We start from the raw sequence: 17,530 nt of genomic DNA, 5'->3' as shown, positions 1-17,530 counted from the left end.
TTACTTATTGATTGTAATTTCATCTTTCAGCTTGTTTTCAGTAAATTTTACAACACATGTCCCGTTTAATTCATCCCAATACCAACAGGCTTTGGATGAAATTTCAAACCAATTTTCTTCCACTTGCCGGGGATTTATTTTTTTTATTTTTTCACCATTCAGCATGACAGATGCCGGACAAACCTCAAGATGAACCCTGAGGCCGTTATTTCTGACCTGAATCTGATTAAACCCATTTTGGTCAACATGTTCAATGCTTATGTTAAATAACAGAGTGCCTGAAGCACATTTGACATTGGTTATTCTGCAAATATCTCTCTTGTAATCATTTGATTCACCGTCATCTTCATAAAGTTCAAACGTAGCAGAACGTCCTGCGGACGCGGGAAAAACATCAAAAATCACAGGGTAATTTTTCTTTTCACCAATATATTGCATCAAAGGCATGGTAGGCAAAACAGAACCTTTTCGTACAAAAATCGGTATTACATTCAGCGGGGTATCATAGGCAATCCATTGCCGGCCCTGATAAACCGTTTTTCCATTATTGTAGTCAATCCACTCCCCTTGTGGAAGATAAATTTGTTTACTCGAAGATTCTTTTTCCACTACCGGTGCAACCAGCAGCTCTTTTCCGAAAAGAAACTCGCCATCGGCTTTAAGCACTTCAGCATCAGCAGGATATTCAAGTAAAAGAGCCCGCATCAGCGGCAACCCGGTATCCCAGGCATTTCTGGCATAGGTATAAATGTAAGGGTGCAGCCTGTATTTCAGATTTATGGCATCTCTGCATATTCGTTCGGCATCCGGACCAAAAACCCAGGGCTCAGCAGCATTATTACCTTCATGATGCGCCCTGCTCAGGGGGTTAAAAACACCAAACTGCATCCAGCGGATATACAATTCAGCCATTGCTTCGTGGTCTTTTATGTCACCGCAATAACCCGAAATATCAGTTGTCCAGAATGGAATAAGACCCATACCGGCTGAAAGCGCCAGTGGAATCTGACCGGCCAGTTTTTCCCATCCGTTGAGAACATCATTTCCATCGCCCGAATCGCCCGACCAGCCAAACGTATAGCGTTGCATGCCTGCAAAAGCAGCACGAGTCATCTGAAAAACCCGCTTATTGGGATTGTGCTGCTCAAACTGCTCTGTGACTACCTTATCCCAGGTTAGACCAAAAACATTATGAATTTCAGCATGCATTCCCAGATGATGTTTCATAAAAAGGCGGTCGGAACTTTCTTCGTTACTCCAGGCAGGTTCACCCATGTCTGTCCAGAAACCCCGCACGCCATCATCAATAGCCCTTTGTTGGTAACTACCCCACCAATTTGCTACATCAGGATTTGTAAAATCTACCACACCGCAGTTTCCGCCCCAGGGCCAGGGCATATCGTATGATTTACCTGTACGGATATCCTTTGTGAAGAATCCAAGCGAATCAGCTTCACTCCATTGGCGAAGGTTATTTTGCGAAATCACCGGATCCTGCGATACGATGACTTTAAAGCCTTGTTCGCTCAAATCGTTCAGCATTTTTTGGGGATCTTTATAATTCTCCTTTCGCCAGTTAAAATCCTGCAGATGCTGAGTCCATCCGATATCCTGATAGATGATATCGCAGGGAATCTGACGTTCGCGAAATCCAACAGCAATATCGCGTGTTAACTCTTCGTTGGTCAGCAATCCTCTGCACTGTGAAAAACCCAGAGCCCATTCAGGTGGCAAAATCGGTTTTCCAGTCAACATGGTATATTGCTTGATTATTTGTTTATAGGTCGGCCCAAAAATAAAGTACCATATCATTTCACCACCGGGTGATCCAAATGAGAAATATTTATCGGATTGAGCTCCAAAATCGAACTCCGACTTGCAGGTATTATCGAAGAAAACTCCATAGCCATAATTACTCATAAAAAAAGGAATGCTCTTATACAAAGGGTCTTCATTCACGCCATAGCAAGGCTTGTCGCTGTTCCACATGCGGAAAACTTTTCCTCTTCGGTCAAGACTACCTGATTTTTCGCCTAAGCCAAAGAAATGCTCATCGTTTCGCAAGGTTTTAAAGGCCCACTGACCTGTTGAATCCTTTACATATCCCCTGTCGCTGAAATCATCTAACAGCAGCTTCTGATACTTATCGTAAAACCTGATACGGAAAGGGTTTTTATTAACTCTGATGATCAAATCACTGGTAAAAATTTCATAGCTCTGCGGCAGCTCCGAAACCACCACTGTATCAACATCAGTCAGGTCGTCAGTTTCAACTGCAAAAGACTGATTATTTCTTGAGAAAGTCCCTTTATCATACCAAAGCCTGATAACAGACTGATTGCAAATTTTCAAACTGACAAGAATATCGTTCTCACAGTGAAATTCGACCTGATTACCATGAACACTGTATTTCAGGCAATTTCCGGGGGTATCAATGTCATTGACATGTGATTGCGCCATAATTCCGGCAACCATATATAACTGCAAAAGCAGTAAGTTTATAAAACGTCTCATTTTTAAGTTTCGTTTGAGGAATTAATCATACGGCACACATCGTCACCCTGAAATGTCAGGCAATCGCTATTCATACTCTACAACGAGCATATCCCAGTATTTGAGCTCAGGCAATGTAAACTCCACAACCTCAGCATTAACAGCAAAATCAATATTCTCCGGCACACCGTAATTTTTGTCGGGCGAGGCCATCCAGATTTGCCTTACAGGCCTGCCGGCCTTGAATGAAATGCTTAAATTCTTCAAAGTAACCGGCTCTGGTTGTGTGCCATTTGAATCACGCCATTGCAAATGCGTGGCACTGGTAAAATTGATAAAATTCAACACCTGCCGGTTGTCAGACAAACTGCCTGTAATTGCAACTTTCCCGGTTTCGGGGGGCCATGAGCCCATTTCAGGCTGACTGTTGTAACTGCTTACTTCCGGTTTATTCAAAACAGCACCATCCCGCAATAAATTCTGATATGCAACCAGAAAATCATAGTAACAAATCAAAGCATCGCGCAACTGGCCTGAAATCTGGAGGTTATTGTTTGGGAAATACTCTCTGGCGAGCATATGTTCACCTAATTCGAGATGCGCACCCCCCAAAGCAAAAATAACAGCATTTGCAAGTAATACACCGGGTGTATTAAAATAACCAGCATTACCGGCTAGGTCATAATTCATATAGGCCGCCAGAACAGTATTTTTCCGCGGATTGCAGGAAGCATTATTTTCAGAAATGATACGACCAAGGTCATCAAATTCGTCATTCGGACTCCAGACTTCAGAATAAAGAAAGTCAACCGGAGCTGAAGCAATTTCTGCTTGCCCGTATTGATTTACTGCATTCATCACCAAATACTTATCAGGCGTATCAGATTTCATTTCCTGAATAAAACTATGAAAAGCCGAGGGCAAATCAACAGGAGTACCGCTATAGTTATAAAGTGTCCGGTTACGATTACCCAATTGGTCAATATGAAATCCATCGAAATCAAAAACCTCATAAACATCAGTGTTGCGTTGAGCCAGATATTGCTGCCACTGCGGGTTTGAAGGGTCTGTCAGAAAAATATCGCTTTTAAACATGGGCGAAGGCAAAGCGTGATAGTCCTTATTGACATGAGCTGCATCGGTGTACAAATACCATTGGTCCATCACTCCATCAGCGGCAGCATTGTTAAGAGCACCATACGCCAGGTTATAGAACATGGCTTTCATATTATAATGATGGGCAGCGTCAATGTATCCTTTTACTGTATTCAAATAATTGTCACGGTTGGCAATATCCTTCCAAACGGCAGCAGGGTTGCTTACGGTACCTGCAAGCGGCCTGTGATGGTCATAATGCCAGTCGTAAAACTGCAAGCCATTGATATGATAACGTGACAAACCTTTTACCACAAAGTCGATTGCAGAAGAACTCATTTGCTGATATTCAGACAAAAACCCGTACCTGGGGAAGCGACACCAGTCAGATGAAACATCAACCGCTATGCTCCCAAGAATTTTTTCCACTCCATCACTGCTTTCATAAACATCAACCATGTAACCCGTATAATCCGATGAAGGAGGTGTCCATTTCCATATTTTCCCGGTATAATCAGTCTCCTCAATCAAAGTGTTGAGGTGTCTGTAGCGTATTCTGACCGAAGATGACAACTCCTTGTCTGTTTCAAAAATCACCTCTTCGCCCGGATGATAGCAGGCCTTATCGGTAGAAATAGAAACACTTGTAAATGACGGGCTTACCGGTGAATCTGGCTTATTTTCCTCTTTTTTGCACGAAAAGAAAGCAAAAACCAGAAAAAACACACAGGAAAGAAGAATAGGTTTGTTCATAAAATGACGTTATATCATTGATTTTCAATATATCAGAAGTTAAAGGGTTGCCAATGAAGGCAACCCTTATCACACACCAACCAACCACCAACTACTGCTTTTGAATGCTAATTGACAATGTTTCCACATTGGCAGTAATCACATAATTCCCATCCGCAGTAATATTCCATTTATTATCGTCCGGATCACCACCATGATGCAGGTACATTTCAGTATCGCTGATGCGCATATACATATCCTGCCCCCAGTCGCTGTTTCGGTTTACAGGGAATTTAAACTCACCTGCAACCATCGGTCCGTTATAGGTGAAGACACATCCATCAGTATCATCTTCTGACAGTTCAATGGCTTCGCCAATATTCCATCCTATCGGAGTGGCGCTTCCAACCATGAAAAGCTTAGTCCGTTTTATGGAAATGGTATTGTCAGACAGATTAAGTGTAATGATGTAATGCCCTTTCTTTTCGATGGACCATTTGCTATCGTCAGGATCACCTCCATGATGCAGGTACATTGTTGAATCGGAAAGCATCATATACATATCCTGTCCCCAATCGCCGTTTCGGTTCACCGGAAACTTAAATTCACCGGGGTTCATCACTCCTGTGTATGAAAAAATGAATGGGTTATCAGCATCCTGTACAAGCTCGGTTGCATTGGTTATATCCCAACCGTTGGGTGCTGCACTGCCCACCATGTATATATTTTCATATGCTGGCAACTCAAGTTTGGATGTACTAATTGTCAGGTCGAGCAAACTAACTTCAATTTTATAAATAGCAGGCTCACTGATAGTAAATTTATCATCTGACTGGCTTTCGGTAGTCCGGTAAACGATATGATTATCATCAGCACCACGCACATAAGCAGGTAATAAATTGCCCAATGTTGTAATAAATTTGAATTCACCGGTTCCTAATGCACCTCTGAACGAGAAAATAGTTGGATTGTCCTCGTCAGGTGTAAGTTCAATAGCATTTGCGGCATTCCATCCGGCCGAAGAAGCACTTCCGAGAAGATAAAGTGTGCTGCTTACCGGCTCATATGCAGTTGCATTAAAGGCAACAACAGGAGAAGTGGCTGTTTTGACGGGCGAGTCATAAACAGTAGCCACAACCCTTGACTCGAAAGCGGTTTCAGCTCCGGCTTCCAAGCCAAAGTGGCCAAGTAACAGTGCATTGAATTCAGCAACTGAAAATGATTTCTCATAAACAGCCTTTCCCATATCTATTGAAAGAGGCTCAGCAAATGCGCTGCCTTGCTTTGCAATTTGCAAAACGTAGGAGATGGATGCACCGGTCCCGTTATTGGTTCCGGTAGTCCAGCTAAGAGTTAAAGCTGTTTTAGCATCGTTTCTTTGATCAAGTGATATTGAGGAGGCAGAAGCCGAAAGCTTTAAATCTCCGGCAAGAGTAATGCCATCATCTTCTTCCTTCTGGCAGGAAGAGATTGCAAATAATGAAACAATTGCCATAAAAAGCCACATCAGACGGACAGCTTTATGCCGAAGGACCTGCGGTCCACTGACAACGCCGTTTTTATATTGTTTTTTCATCTTGGTATTTTTATCGTGTTAAACTTAAAACTATCAGTACCCTGCATTTTGAGACAAATTGGGATTGGCATCCCTTTCCTTTTGTGGAATCGGGAACAACAGAAACTTGGAGCTCATGTTAGACTTTCCAATACTCTGCAGAAAATAAATACCATATTGGCCATTGTTTACCCGAACAAGGTCAAACCAGCGCTGGCCTTCAAAAGCAAGTTCCATCCGACGTTCGTGAAGCACCTTTTCACGGAAAAGTTCTTTTGACAAGCCTGTAACATTGTCTAAACCGGCTCTGTTGCGCACTTCATTCAACGGCACTTCGGCCTCTGAAGTTCTGCCAAGTTCATTCAGGGCTTCAGCCTTCATGAGCAAAACATCAGCGTACCTGAGTACCGGAAAGTTCATAGGGCTGTTATCATAAGAGTCAGAAACTGATTTTGGCACCAGAAATTTTCGGAGATTATAACCTGTTACAGAATAGGATTGTGAATAATCCTGCCCTTCAAACTGAGGACAACCCTCGTAAAGAACGGTAACGTCTTTGCGCAAATCGCCCTGTTCATAGGCATCCATAAATTCCTGGGTAGGCTGATTCCAGCCCCATCCACCAGCAACCATATCAGAACCACGCGGGCCGGTAAATGTGCTGAGCCATGAAGCCTGATTTTCGTTTGACCAAAAATTGAAGCCTGCATTACCGGTAAACTGGATTTCGAACAACGATTCAACGGTATTCTTATTGGAAGGGTTAAAATTATCGGCATAATTTGCATTCAGTGCGTAGCCTAACTCCTTTACCCCATTGCACAGGTCAACTGTTTTTTGCCAGTCACCCAAAGTAAGATAAACTTTGGCCAGCAAGCCTGTAGCAGCACCCTTTGAAGCTCGGCCCTTATCGGATCCTGAGTAGGCTTCACGGGCAGGAAGCAGTTCAATGGCTTTTTCCAGGTCGCTGATAATTTGATTATAAACAGTTTCCTTAGATGTGCGCACAGGCCTCAGGTCATCACCAGGTTCAACAGGTTTGAGAACAAGCGGTACGTCTCCAAAGTATCGTACCAGAATAAAATAATAATGTGCGCGCAGAAAATAAGCCTCACCAAGTACTCTGTTTTTAACAGACTCGCTGATATTCATACCGGGCACTTTATCGAAAATGATATTGCAACGCAATATTCCTGGCCAGGGTCCCCGCCACAAATCCAAAACTCCCTGATTATCGGTTGCTGTTACAAAGTTGGCCATATCCTGTGTTTCCTGCCCGTCAGAGCCTCCACCAGCGCCAACTATGCTGTTACCAGCCATAATATCGGAAGTCCACATACGCATATTGTAGAGTTTGGGCCACTGAAGAGGTTGATAAGCGCCATTGATGGCAGCTATCGCATCGCTCTCGGTTTGGAAGAAATTGGCCGTATTGATAGAATCCTCAGGAGATTTTTCGAGAAAATCCTTTCCACATCCTGATAAAAGTGTACTCAGGAGTAAGACTGAAAAATATATTTTGATTTTCATACTATTTGTCAATTAAAAGGTTAGAAACCAATGTTAACACCAAAACTGTAAGTAGCTGTAACCGGATAAACGTTATTGTCTATTCCGCTGGTTCCAACTTCGGGATCAAATCCGGTGTACTTTGTGATTGTGAGAAGGTTTAAAGCAGTAGCATATACCCGCACCGATTCGAGGTGTGCTTTGTTAATCAACGCCTTTGGTAAAGTATAACCCAGGGTTATATTTTTAATTCTCAGGTACGAACCATCCTCAATATACCGGTCGCTCGGGCGGTTGTTCTTGTTAGGGTCGTTGAATACGGCGCGGGGCATTTCATTGCTTGTTCCTTCGCCTGTCCAGCGTCCTAAGGTCTCAGTTGTTTGATTCTGTGCAATTGACATAGCCTCACTCCAGATACGGTTTGCATTCAGGATTTTGTTGCCCGAAACGCCCTGAAGGAAAATGCTCAGGTCAAATCCTTTCCATGCAAATGAATTGTTGAGGGCAAAAATGAAAGATGGATTGGGATTACCCAGAAATGTCCTGTCTTTGTCGTTAATGATTCCATCATTATTGAGGTCTTTAAAACGGATATCTCCGGCTGAAGTGCGGTTATAAGGGTCGTTGCCACTGACCTGCACAGCATGGTTTTCTACATCCTCGGGAGTCTGGAATATACCATCAGTTTCAAACCCGTAAAAAGCATTGATTGGATGGCCGGCCTGAATCAGCGCCAGGTTATAATTTAATCCGATACTTCCGCTGGTCATCGGAACTGTATCATTCAAACTAACAACCCGATTGTAGTTATAGGAGAAGTTAAATGAACTGTTCCATGTAAATTCTCCAGTCAGATTTCTGGAATTGATACTGATTTCCACCCCTTTATTTTCCATTTTTCCGGCATTGATGTAAGGAACAAACACATCAGAATAACCGGTTGAAACCGGAACAGACATAGGTACCAGCATTTGTTCTGTGTTTTTAATATAACCATCAAGGGCTACTTCAATACGGTAATTAAACATAGAGGCATCGAGACCAATATTTGACTGTTTTTGCTCTTCCCACTGAACGTAAGGGTTGGGCATCATATTGGGAACAACTGCAGTAACGATACTGTTATCGAAGTTGTACATGATGGTTTGCAGCGCCGAAGCAAAAGTATAGTTACCAATTTCCTGGTTACCGGTAATTCCGTAACCTGCGCGCAGTTTCATATCATCAATAAAACTGAACGACTGCATAAAGGGCTCTTCCGAAATGCGCCATGCCACACTTCCTGAAGGAAAAGTTCCCCATTTGTTTCCTTCACCAAAGCGTGACGATCCGTCACGACGCAGAGTTGCAGTGAACAAATATTTATTGTTGTACGTATAGTTTGCTCTTCCCATATAGGAAAACAATGACCATGAGCTGGTGTTGCCTCCTACTGTTGGCTGCTGTGTTCCATTGTTAATCTGTTGGGTAAGGTTGCTGGCAAAAGCCTGAATTGAACCATTGAGAAAATTAAAATTATTTTCCTGAGCACTTGTACCACCCATTACCAGAAAACTATGTTTTCCGTATGATTTCTCATAAGTTAGCGTATTGTCCCACACCCAGGTAAGGCTTTTATTATATTGTTCGAATAAATAGGAGTTGTCTTTTGAACTTGAGTTCCATTTGTAATTGGGAGCCCATGTTCGTGCGTTCCAAAAATTGGCCTGTAGTCCAAGTGATGATTTAAACTTCAGATTTTCGAGAACAGAATACTCACCATACACAGAGCCCAGGAGATTATATCCTTTGATTGAATTGTCGACTGTTTTTGCAAGGCCGATCGGGTTCACCAAATCGCCGTCCCACATAGGCTGAGCTACAGGTCCTGAATACATGCCATTTTCCTGAAAAATACTTTGTGTTGGCAAAGCAAGCATGGTATTACGGATATTGTAATCGCCGCTGGTTTTTACATCATGATTTAAGGTCAGGCTGTTCCCGAATTTTAGTTTGTCGAAGACTTTGGTATCGGCATTAAACTGCACTGTATACCTCTTGTAGCCGGTATTGAGCACGATACCATCCTGATCAAGAATATTGCCTGAAACATAATAGTTTGTTTTCTCGCTGTTTCCCGAATAAGAAAGAGAATAATTACTGATAGGAGCAACATCAAACAGCTCGCCTAACCAATCGGTTCCGCTTCCTAAAGAAGCCGGACTGGCAAACGCAGGATTTTGAGGAAGTCCGGCATTCGACATAATTTCGTTGTGCAACGTGGCAAATTGTTCGGCATTAAGCATATCAACCACATTGGCAGCCCGCTGAAGACCCATAAAGTAATTAAAGTCAAGATGCGATTTATCTCCTTTACCGCGTTTTGTAGTTACAATCAATACCCCATTGGCACCCCTTGAGCCATAAATTGCTGTTGCAGAGGCATCTTTCAGCACCTGAATAGATTCAATATCATTCATATTCAATTGATTGAGGCCGCTTGAAACCGGAACCCCATCAATAACCAGTAAAGGATCATTGTTGTTAATTGTGCCTACCCCGCGAATACGAAAAGTTGCATCACTGCCGGGAGCACCGGATGAAATTACCTGAACGCCAGCAGCTCTTCCCTGTAAAGCATCACTAATGCTGGGCACAGGTAAGGATCCAATCTCCTTGGTTGCCACTACAGAAACCGAACCAGTAAGATCCTTTTTACGTTGCGTTCCATATCCGATAACTACAACCTCACTCAGATTTCCAACCGAAGAAACCATTTTAACATTCACTGATGTACGTCCGGCCAAAGCAACTTTCTGACTTTCGTAGCCAATAAATGAAAAAACAAGTGTTGCGTTTACATCAGGAACTTCAATAGAGTACTTCCCCGATAAGTCCGAAACAGTGCCCTGACTTGTTCCCTCAATCAAAACATTCACACCAGGAATGGTTAATCCTGTTTTTGCATCAGAAATTATCCCACTAACGATGTGCTGTTGTTTAGGTGCCAGTACAATCAGGTTATCGTTCAACACATTGTAACTAATTTCCGTGTTGCGCAATAACAGCGCCAGCAAATTGTCGAGTGTACTTTTACCTTTAACCTCAAGATTGGTCAGTTTATCAATATCGATTAAATCTGACCTGTAAAGGAACTTGTAATCGGTTTTGCTTTCAATTTGCGTAAAAGCCTCCTTTAAAGGAACACTTTTTAGCGTCAGATTGATATCAATGGATTGCGAGAATACAGATGCATAAATATTAGAGACTCCCAATATTACCAACAGAAGTATTATTTTCATGATTCTCAGTGTTTTTGAACGCCCGACAATATGCAACCAGGCGAAGCATTTATGTAACTTAATTTTCATAAATTTGCTTTGTTTACTATTAAACAATAGGTTCGATTTGTCTTGTTACGAGCAAGGCAAGTCCGGAGGATGATGCTTATTCGCAGTAAGCATGTTATTTCCCCAGAACTTCTGAAGACCGGGCGTTTCGTCCGGTCTTTGGTTTTTTTTATCCGGAAGGCATATGTTTTTGGGGTTTGATGGTTAGTGTGTGTTATTTTGTTTTCAGATAGATATCTCTGAATACTATCTCATATTCATACGATTTCTGAGATGATAATTTCAAAGCTTCCATTGCCTGATTAATGGTTTCTTTATCAAATGAGCCGGTAAATTTGTAGTTTCGGATTTTTTCGTCAACAAAATGAACCTTTACATCATACCAGCGCTCAAGTCTGATGGCCAGCTCGCCAAATGTTTCATCTTCAAACAGTAATTTACCATCTTTCCAGCGCGACTCCTCTTCTGTATTAATGTTCTTTTTAATCGTTACTTCAGGCAGTGAAGAGGTGTTTTTCGAAACGGCCTCCTGCGAAAGCTCTTTTCCTGACGCCCGATTTATTTTTCCTGATTCTCTGACAAAGATGCATTTCTCGTTAGGTTTTAAAAATATCTCCTCCCCTTTGCCATTATTTGATTTTACCGGTGTTATGCTTAGTTTTCCTTCAATCAGAGTAGTTTCAATTGTCTTCTCTTCCGGAAAAGCTTTTACGTTAAATGACGTTCCGTATACCTTTATTTTTATCTCATTAGCCAGAACATAGAAAGGCTTGTCGGGATTTTTTGTTACTTCAAAAAAAGCCTCACCCTCGGTTATCACCTCTCTTTTCTGTCTGTTATAATCAGTGGGGTATCTGAGCGACGACTCAGAATTCAGCCACACCTTTGTACTGTCGGGTAAAATCACACTGGTACGTTGCCCGCGTGGGGAATACACCGAAGTATAGCCCACCGAAAGCTGTTCGTTCTTAAATTTATTAAACCCTGAATAAAAATAGGTGAGTGCAACGGACAACAGGATGATTACAGCCGCTGCTGCTGCAGATAAATACCGGATTTTACTCTTGCTTATGGTATAGGAGCGATTTACCGGTTTTTCAATTTTACTTAAAATATATTGCCATTGCCTGTTGCTGTTTTCCCATTTGCCATTGATAATCAAAGCTTTAAATCTGGCATCATTCATTATCTCTTCGTAAAGCAAATCATTGAATTCTGACTTGCTCCGCCAGAAGTTCAGCTCCAGCTCTTCCGTTTCCGATATTCCGTTCCGGAGTTTTTTTGTAAATAAATCCCAGGGGATATAAGGTGCCATCATCTGCTTGTTTCAGGTAATGACACCTGAAAAGAAGATTACCACCAAGAACAATGGAAAAAAAATCAGGTTAAAACAAAAAGCCTGAAATAAAACGGCTTTAAAACAGATCTCAACTTTTTGAGGGCAATAGCCATCTGCCCTTCCACCGTATTGCAGGAGATATGAAGATATTCTGCAATTTCCCTGTACGACATTTCCTCTTCTCTGCTTAATCTGAAAATTTGCTGGCATCTTGGCGGAAGCATTGAAACAGCTTCATCAATTAATTGCTTTAATTCCTGCTTTTCGAGTTCAGCATCAACATGATACAAATCATCACCTGCAGAAACGGATAGTTTTTCACGAACAGCTTCCTGAAGTTTGGCATTTCGAAGCTGGTTAAGAGCTCTGTAACGTCCCGCTGTATAAATATATGACTCCAGGGAATCCCTGATTTGAAGTTGCTCGCGGTTTTCCCACAGATAAATAAAAATATCCTGTGCTATGTGCTCTACCAGTAATTCATTCTTAAATAAGATTTGAAGATATTTGCTGAGGTTATTGTAATGCTTGTTAAATATCACTTCAAGTGCATGAATATCTCCTTCCTTCAACTTTTGTAAAAGAAACAGATCTTCACTGGTCAGCATAATTTTACTTCTCTGGATGGTTAATGGCGAAGGGCAAATATATTGAACTTTTTATGCAATTATAAAACAAAAGGTTTATTTACCCGCATACATTTGTACCGGGTTAAGTCAACCTGAAATATTGTTGCCTTCCGAAAAAAAAACAAGAAGCTGCAAAACGCAGATACGTATTGCAATTAAAGTAATTGTTAAACTGACAGGAATCTGCTGAAGCCCTGCAATCACCGGAAAGATAATACAAATATAAAATGGCCAGGAGTGATGGTTGAGAGTTGACACATTGGATAAAGCAGCCGGGCTCATCCGCTGAAAAGATATAGTCTCAAAAAAAAACCACAAACGAAAACGCAAGAACATTCGGCCCATTATTGCCGGAATCTGCGTTACTTTTTATAAGAACCCAAGGTCAAGCATGGCTTCTTCCGACATCATATCCTTAGTCCAGGGAGGGTCAAAAGTAATTTCAACAACACAATCGCTAATTCCTTGTATTTGGTTTACAGAATCCCTGACTTCAACCGGCAATGACTCTGCCACTGGGCAGTTGGGAGCGGTAAGGGTCATGGTAATGTGAGCTACAGAATCTTTATCAATACTTATATTATAAATAAGCCCGAGATCATAAATATTGACCGGAATTTCAGGGTCAAATACCCTTTTTAGTCTTTCAATTATCTGATCTCCCAGTGCCAGGGTTTTTTCATGATCCATCATGGCAGAATTAATTTAGTATTTATGTAAAGTAATAATCCGGAAACAAAAGAGCCTTGAGACTATAAGTTCAAAGCCAGGGCTATGCTTTTGCAGTATTCGCATTTAGTCCATTGCCTGTTTGGTTTTAAATGCCAGCGCATACATTTTAATTTGTTTAATCATCGAAAGCAACCCATTTGAGCGTGTTGGAGACAAGTGCTCGGTCAATCCGATTTCATTGATAAAATCGGTAGATGAATCAAGGATTTCCTGTGGTGAATGGTCAGAAAAAACCCTGATAAGCAGATTGGCAATTCCTTTGGTAATAACCGCATCACTGTCGGCTGTAAAATGTACCAGTTTCCCGTCAAATTCAGCGTGTAACCAAACGCGTGACTGACATCCCTGAATCAGATTACTCTCTATTTTATAACGCTCATCAATCATTGGCAATGATTTGCCAAGTTCAATCAGATAATTGTATTTGTCCATCCAGTCGTCAAAAATGTCAAATTCATTGATTATTGCGCCTGTTGTTTCCTCAATTTTCATCAATCAGTCTTTTAATATTTACGAAATTAAAGAAAAAGTTCTTCCACTTTTTTAATAGCCTCCACAAGTTTATCAATTTCGTCGAAGGTATTGTAAAACGCAAACGATGCTCTGATGGTTCCTGGTATTCCAAGACTATCCATCAGTGGTTGCGTGCAATGTGTACCGGTTCTGACGGCAATGCCAAAATGGTCAATGATGGTCCCAGCATCATAAGGGTGAATCTTATCAATAAGGAATGAAATAAGACTGGCTTTCCCGGGTGCTGTACCAATAATCCTGATAAGCGGGTCGCTGTTGAACCTTTCGGTAGCGTATTGCAACAGCAGGTTTTCGTAAGCTGCAATAGACTCAATGCCAATGCTGTTGACATAATCCAATGCTGCGCCAAACCCCAGCACATCACCTACATTAGGAGTACCAGCCTCAAACTTGAAAGGCAAATCATTATATGTAGTCTTTTCAAACGTAACATTGCGAATCATTTCTCCACCACCCTGGTAAGGAGGCATGGTATTGAGCAGTTCCTGACGACCATATAAGCCACCAATACCCATAGGCCCATAAACTTTATGAGCTGAAAAAGTGTAAAAATCACAATCTATATCCTGTACATCAATTTTAAGATGCGAAAGCGCCTGAGCGCCATCAACCAAAACCGTTACACCTTTTTCATGCGCCAGTCTGCTTATCTCTTTCACAGGGTTAACTGTTCCCATTGTGTTGGAAATATGAGTAATAGCCAGAAGCTTAGTTTTGTCAGTTAACAGGACTTCGAAAGCATTCATATCAAGCGCTCCGTTTTCGAGCAGTGGAATCACTTTTAAAAGTGCCCCTTTTTCTTCACAAAGCATCTGCCAGGGAACAATGTTGGAATGATGTTCCATCGCAGAAATCAATATTTCATCGCCCGGCAATATGTTCTGCCGGCCCCAGGTTGCCGCAACCAGATTCACAGCTTCGGTACAGCCACGTGTGTAAATTATTTCATGAGAAAACCTTGCATTCAGGTATTTTTGAATTTTCACCCTTACATCTTCAAATGCAATTGTGGCCTGCTGGCTCAAAAAATGCACACCCCTGTGCACATTCGAATTCAGATGAGTATAATAATCAACCAAAGCATCAATAACCACCTGCGGTTTTTGGGTTGTCGCGGCATTATCAAAATAAACCAATGGTTTTTGGTGAACCTGACGCTTTAAAATAGGGAAGTCGGCTCTTATTTTTTCAATATCTGAAGCTAAATTCCTAATGTCTGAATTTTTATTCATCGGGCAGTTTGGTAACAGAAAGCGTGAATTTGCAACGGTTTTATTAGATAATTTATCAGCTTATTTCTGGGTTAAAAGTCAGAAATCAAATCTTGCTCATATCAATTTCAAATGCCACTTTTTGTTCTTTAGAGTTGCAGTGGAGCACACACTGGTCGCAACTTGAAAGTTCGCCTCTGAGCCTTTTTTTCACAAGATCATCAATTCTCAACCTGAGCTCAGGAATACTGATTTTGTTGACAATTTCAGCAGCAAATGCATACATCAGCAGCATGCGTGCATTTTCCATACCAATGCCTCTTGATCGCAAATAAAACATGGCTTCACTGTCAAGCTGACCTACTGTTGCTCCATGGCTGCATTTTACATCATCGGCATAAATTTCAAGAAAGGGCTTGGTATCAATCACCGCTTTATCGGAAATCAGGATATTTTTATTGTTCTGGTAAGCATTGGTTCGTTGTGCATCCTGCCGAACAAGAATATGACCATTGAAAACGCCACTTGCATGGTCGTCTAAAATGCCTTTAAACATTTCATTGCTGGAACAATCGGGCTGAGCATGATCAATAAATACCTGATTATCTATATGTTGTTCACGATCCATCAGGTAAACGCCCAAAACATCAGCACGACTGCCGCTTCCGTTGAGTTTTACATTGGCCTCATTGCGGATAAGTCCTCCATTCAGACTTATCGCATTGGTAGAGAGCTTTGCATCAGCTTCAAGCTGGAAATAGATATTATTGACCATTGCAGAGTGGTCATTCTTATTCTGCAGTTTATAATGATCAAGTGAAGCTCCAGAACCAACAAGCACTTCGGTGACCGAATTAATAAAACCAATGTGATTGTCAATAGAATCGTCGCACTGAACAAGCCTCAGGCTGCTGTTTCGCCCAAGAACCACCAGATTACGGGCCTGAACAAAAACACCATCGGTAGCGCTTATCAGGTCAACAATCTGAATTGTTTTGTCAACTTCCACATTATCCGGCACATAAATAAAAACGCCATCCATGGTCAAAGCAGTGTTCAATGCCGTAAGACTGTTCTCAGCAACAAGGCCATATTTACCGTAATGCTTTTCAATCAGTTCGGGATATTTCTTAAACGCCTCGGCAAGACCACAAACAATCACACCCTTGTCTGATTGCGGAAGAATACTTCCACGGTCGATAAACCAACCGTTAAACAAGGCAACCATAAAAGTGTCAAAACCAGGCACATCGCACTTAAACACCTCGTTAAAATCAACATGATCATGCGAGGGTTCCAACGGGAAATTATATTGATGATTTAGCATTTTACTGAGGTCAGTATTGCGCCATTTTTCCAGTTTGGTATGCGGAAAACCCTGCTGAGTGAAAACAGCCATCGCCTCTTTTCGCAAAGCGGCAATTCGTTCGCTATCGTTCATGCCGATATGACCGATTTGCTCATTAAAAAGCTTAATCAGGGCATCTCTGGTATTATAATTTATTGTTGTTGCTCCATCCATAATAAACAATGTGTTAGGCAAGACTTAAGCCAACTCTGCCTTAATCCATTCGTAACCTTTTTCTTCAAGTTCAAGCGCAAGTTCTTTTCCTCCTGAACGTACAATTCGCCCGTCAAACAGCACATGAACGATGTCAGGAACGATGTAATCAAGTAATCGCTGATAGTGCGTTATCACCAGGAAAGCGTTGTCGGGGCGTCGTAATTTATTCACTCCGTTGGCTACAATTTTCAAGGCATCAATGTCAAGGCCGGAATCTGTTTCATCCAGAATAGCAAGTGTGGGTTCCAGCATCGCCATCTGAAATATTTCGTTCTTCTTTTTTTCACCACCTGAAAATCCTTCGTTAACTGATCGGTTGGCCAGTTTAGCCTGAATTTCAAGCATGCGCTTTTTCTCTTCCATCTTGGCCAGAAACTCATTCGCCGGGATTGGATCAAGGCCACGGTATTTGCGTTGTTCGTTTACCGCTGTGCGCATAAAATTGGTAATACTAACACCCGGTATTTCAACCGGATACTGAAATCCAAGGAAAATACCTTCACTAGCCCTGTCTTCAACAGGCATGCCAAGTAAATTCTTTCCTTTGAAATTTATTTCCCCATCTGTAACTTCAAAAATATCGCGTCCGGCTATTACCGAGGCCAGGGTACTCTTTCCAGTACCGTTTGGGCCCATAATAGCATGAACTTCACCAGGGTGAACGTCCAGATTAACCCCTTTCAGAATTTCCTTGTTATTGATTGAAACCCGTAAGTTTTTGATGCTAAGCATAATGTTGTGTTGTTATTTGAGTTTTGTAAGAAACCGGAATCATCCTGAGAAATTGCACTATTTAACAATTGTCATT

General features: G+C 41.7%; 12 protein-coding genes. All 12 read right to left on the bottom strand.

Translation table 11 applies throughout. The annotated features are described in order from the left end of the window. A complete protein-coding gene (locus tag H6541_04215; GenBank protein ID MCB9014977.1) occupies positions 1 to 2,475 on the bottom strand; it encodes a DUF4968 domain-containing protein in 2,475 nt (824 codons plus the stop codon). Between the two features lie 105 nt (positions 2,476 to 2,580). Next, complete coding sequence (locus tag H6541_04210) at positions 2,581 to 4,341, bottom strand: glycoside hydrolase family 66 protein (protein MCB9014976.1); 1,761 nt, start codon at positions 4,339 to 4,341, stop codon at positions 2,581 to 2,583. Between the two features lie 91 nt (positions 4,342 to 4,432). Further along, positions 4,433 to 5,896 carry a SusF/SusE family outer membrane protein gene (locus H6541_04205; GenBank protein MCB9014975.1) on the bottom strand — a complete coding sequence of 488 codons (1,464 nt, stop codon included), beginning with the start codon at positions 5,894 to 5,896 and terminating at the stop codon, positions 4,433 to 4,435. A gap of 33 nt (positions 5,897 to 5,929) precedes the next feature. Beyond that, entirely contained in the window at positions 5,930 to 7,405 is a 1,476-nt protein-coding gene (locus H6541_04200; GenBank protein MCB9014974.1) for a RagB/SusD family nutrient uptake outer membrane protein, read from the bottom strand. Between the two features lie 20 nt (positions 7,406 to 7,425). After that, on the bottom strand, positions 7,426 to 10,734 hold the full coding sequence (locus H6541_04195) for a TonB-dependent receptor (protein ID MCB9014973.1): 3,309 nt from the start codon (positions 10,732 to 10,734) through the stop codon (positions 7,426 to 7,428). Positions 10,735 to 10,927: 193 nt separating this feature from the next. Then, on the bottom strand, positions 10,928 to 12,031 hold the full coding sequence (locus tag H6541_04190) for a FecR family protein (protein MCB9014972.1): 1,104 nt from the start codon (positions 12,029 to 12,031) through the stop codon (positions 10,928 to 10,930). Positions 12,032 to 12,093: 62 nt separating this feature from the next. Then, positions 12,094 to 12,660, bottom strand: coding sequence for an RNA polymerase sigma-70 factor (locus H6541_04185; protein ID MCB9014971.1), 567 nt, complete (start codon positions 12,658 to 12,660; stop codon positions 12,094 to 12,096). Between the two features lie 390 nt (positions 12,661 to 13,050). After that, complete coding sequence (locus H6541_04180) at positions 13,051 to 13,371, bottom strand: SUF system Fe-S cluster assembly protein (GenBank protein ID MCB9014970.1); 321 nt, start codon at positions 13,369 to 13,371, stop codon at positions 13,051 to 13,053. 105 nt (positions 13,372 to 13,476) lie between these two features. Next, positions 13,477 to 13,905, bottom strand: a complete 429-nt coding sequence (locus tag H6541_04175; GenBank protein MCB9014969.1) for a SufE family protein — start codon at positions 13,903 to 13,905, stop codon at positions 13,477 to 13,479. Positions 13,906 to 13,931: 26 nt separating this feature from the next. Then, entirely contained in the window at positions 13,932 to 15,179 is a 1,248-nt protein-coding gene (locus tag H6541_04170) for a cysteine desulfurase (protein ID MCB9014968.1), read from the bottom strand. An 85-nt stretch (positions 15,180 to 15,264) separates the two neighbouring features. Continuing rightward, positions 15,265 to 16,680: a Fe-S cluster assembly protein SufD gene (gene sufD / locus H6541_04165; protein ID MCB9014967.1), complete on the bottom strand. Its 1,416-nt coding sequence runs from the start codon at positions 16,678 to 16,680 to the stop codon at positions 15,265 to 15,267. Positions 16,681 to 16,704: 24 nt separating this feature from the next. Then, complete coding sequence (sufC, locus tag H6541_04160) at positions 16,705 to 17,454, bottom strand: Fe-S cluster assembly ATPase SufC (protein ID MCB9014966.1); 750 nt, start codon at positions 17,452 to 17,454, stop codon at positions 16,705 to 16,707. Positions 17,455 to 17,530: the final 76 nt, after the last annotated feature.

The organism is Lentimicrobiaceae bacterium, assembly GCA_020636745.1.
In the GTDB taxonomy this organism is placed as follows: domain Bacteria; phylum Bacteroidota; class Bacteroidia; order Bacteroidales; family Lentimicrobiaceae; genus Lentimicrobium.
This window is presented reverse-complemented; position numbering and strand designations above follow the sequence as displayed.

What these genes read in the sequence shown, in the direction of transcription:
- H6541_04190 (MCB9014972.1), bottom strand. Translation starts at nt 12,031, where the DNA reads ATGATGGCACCTTATATCCCCTGGGATTTATTTACAAAAAAACTCCGG.
- H6541_04180 (MCB9014970.1), bottom strand. Translation starts at nt 13,371, where the DNA reads ATGGATCATGAAAAAACCCTGGCACTGGGAGATCAGATAATTGAAAGA.
- H6541_04170 (MCB9014968.1), bottom strand. Translation starts at nt 15,179, where the DNA reads ATGAATAAAAATTCAGACATTAGGAATTTAGCTTCAGATATTGAAAAA.
- H6541_04185 (MCB9014971.1), bottom strand. Translation starts at nt 12,660, where the DNA reads ATGCTGACCAGTGAAGATCTGTTTCTTTTACAAAAGTTGAAGGAAGGA.
- H6541_04215 (MCB9014977.1), bottom strand. Translation starts at nt 2,475, where the DNA reads ATGGTTGCCGGAATTATGGCGCAATCACATGTCAATGACATTGATACC.
- H6541_04200 (MCB9014974.1), bottom strand. Translation starts at nt 7,405, where the DNA reads ATGAAAATCAAAATATATTTTTCAGTCTTACTCCTGAGTACACTTTTA.
- H6541_04195 (MCB9014973.1), bottom strand. Translation starts at nt 10,734, where the DNA reads ATGAAAATTAAGTTACATAAATGCTTCGCCTGGTTGCATATTGTCGGG.
- sufC (MCB9014966.1), bottom strand. Translation starts at nt 17,454, where the DNA reads ATGCTTAGCATCAAAAACTTACGGGTTTCAATCAATAACAAGGAAATT.
- H6541_04210 (MCB9014976.1), bottom strand. Translation starts at nt 4,341, where the DNA reads ATGAACAAACCTATTCTTCTTTCCTGTGTGTTTTTTCTGGTTTTTGCT.
- H6541_04175 (MCB9014969.1), bottom strand. Translation starts at nt 13,905, where the DNA reads ATGAAAATTGAGGAAACAACAGGCGCAATAATCAATGAATTTGACATT.
- H6541_04205 (MCB9014975.1), bottom strand. Translation starts at nt 5,896, where the DNA reads ATGAAAAAACAATATAAAAACGGCGTTGTCAGTGGACCGCAGGTCCTT.
- sufD (MCB9014967.1), bottom strand. Translation starts at nt 16,680, where the DNA reads ATGGATGGAGCAACAACAATAAATTATAATACCAGAGATGCCCTGATT.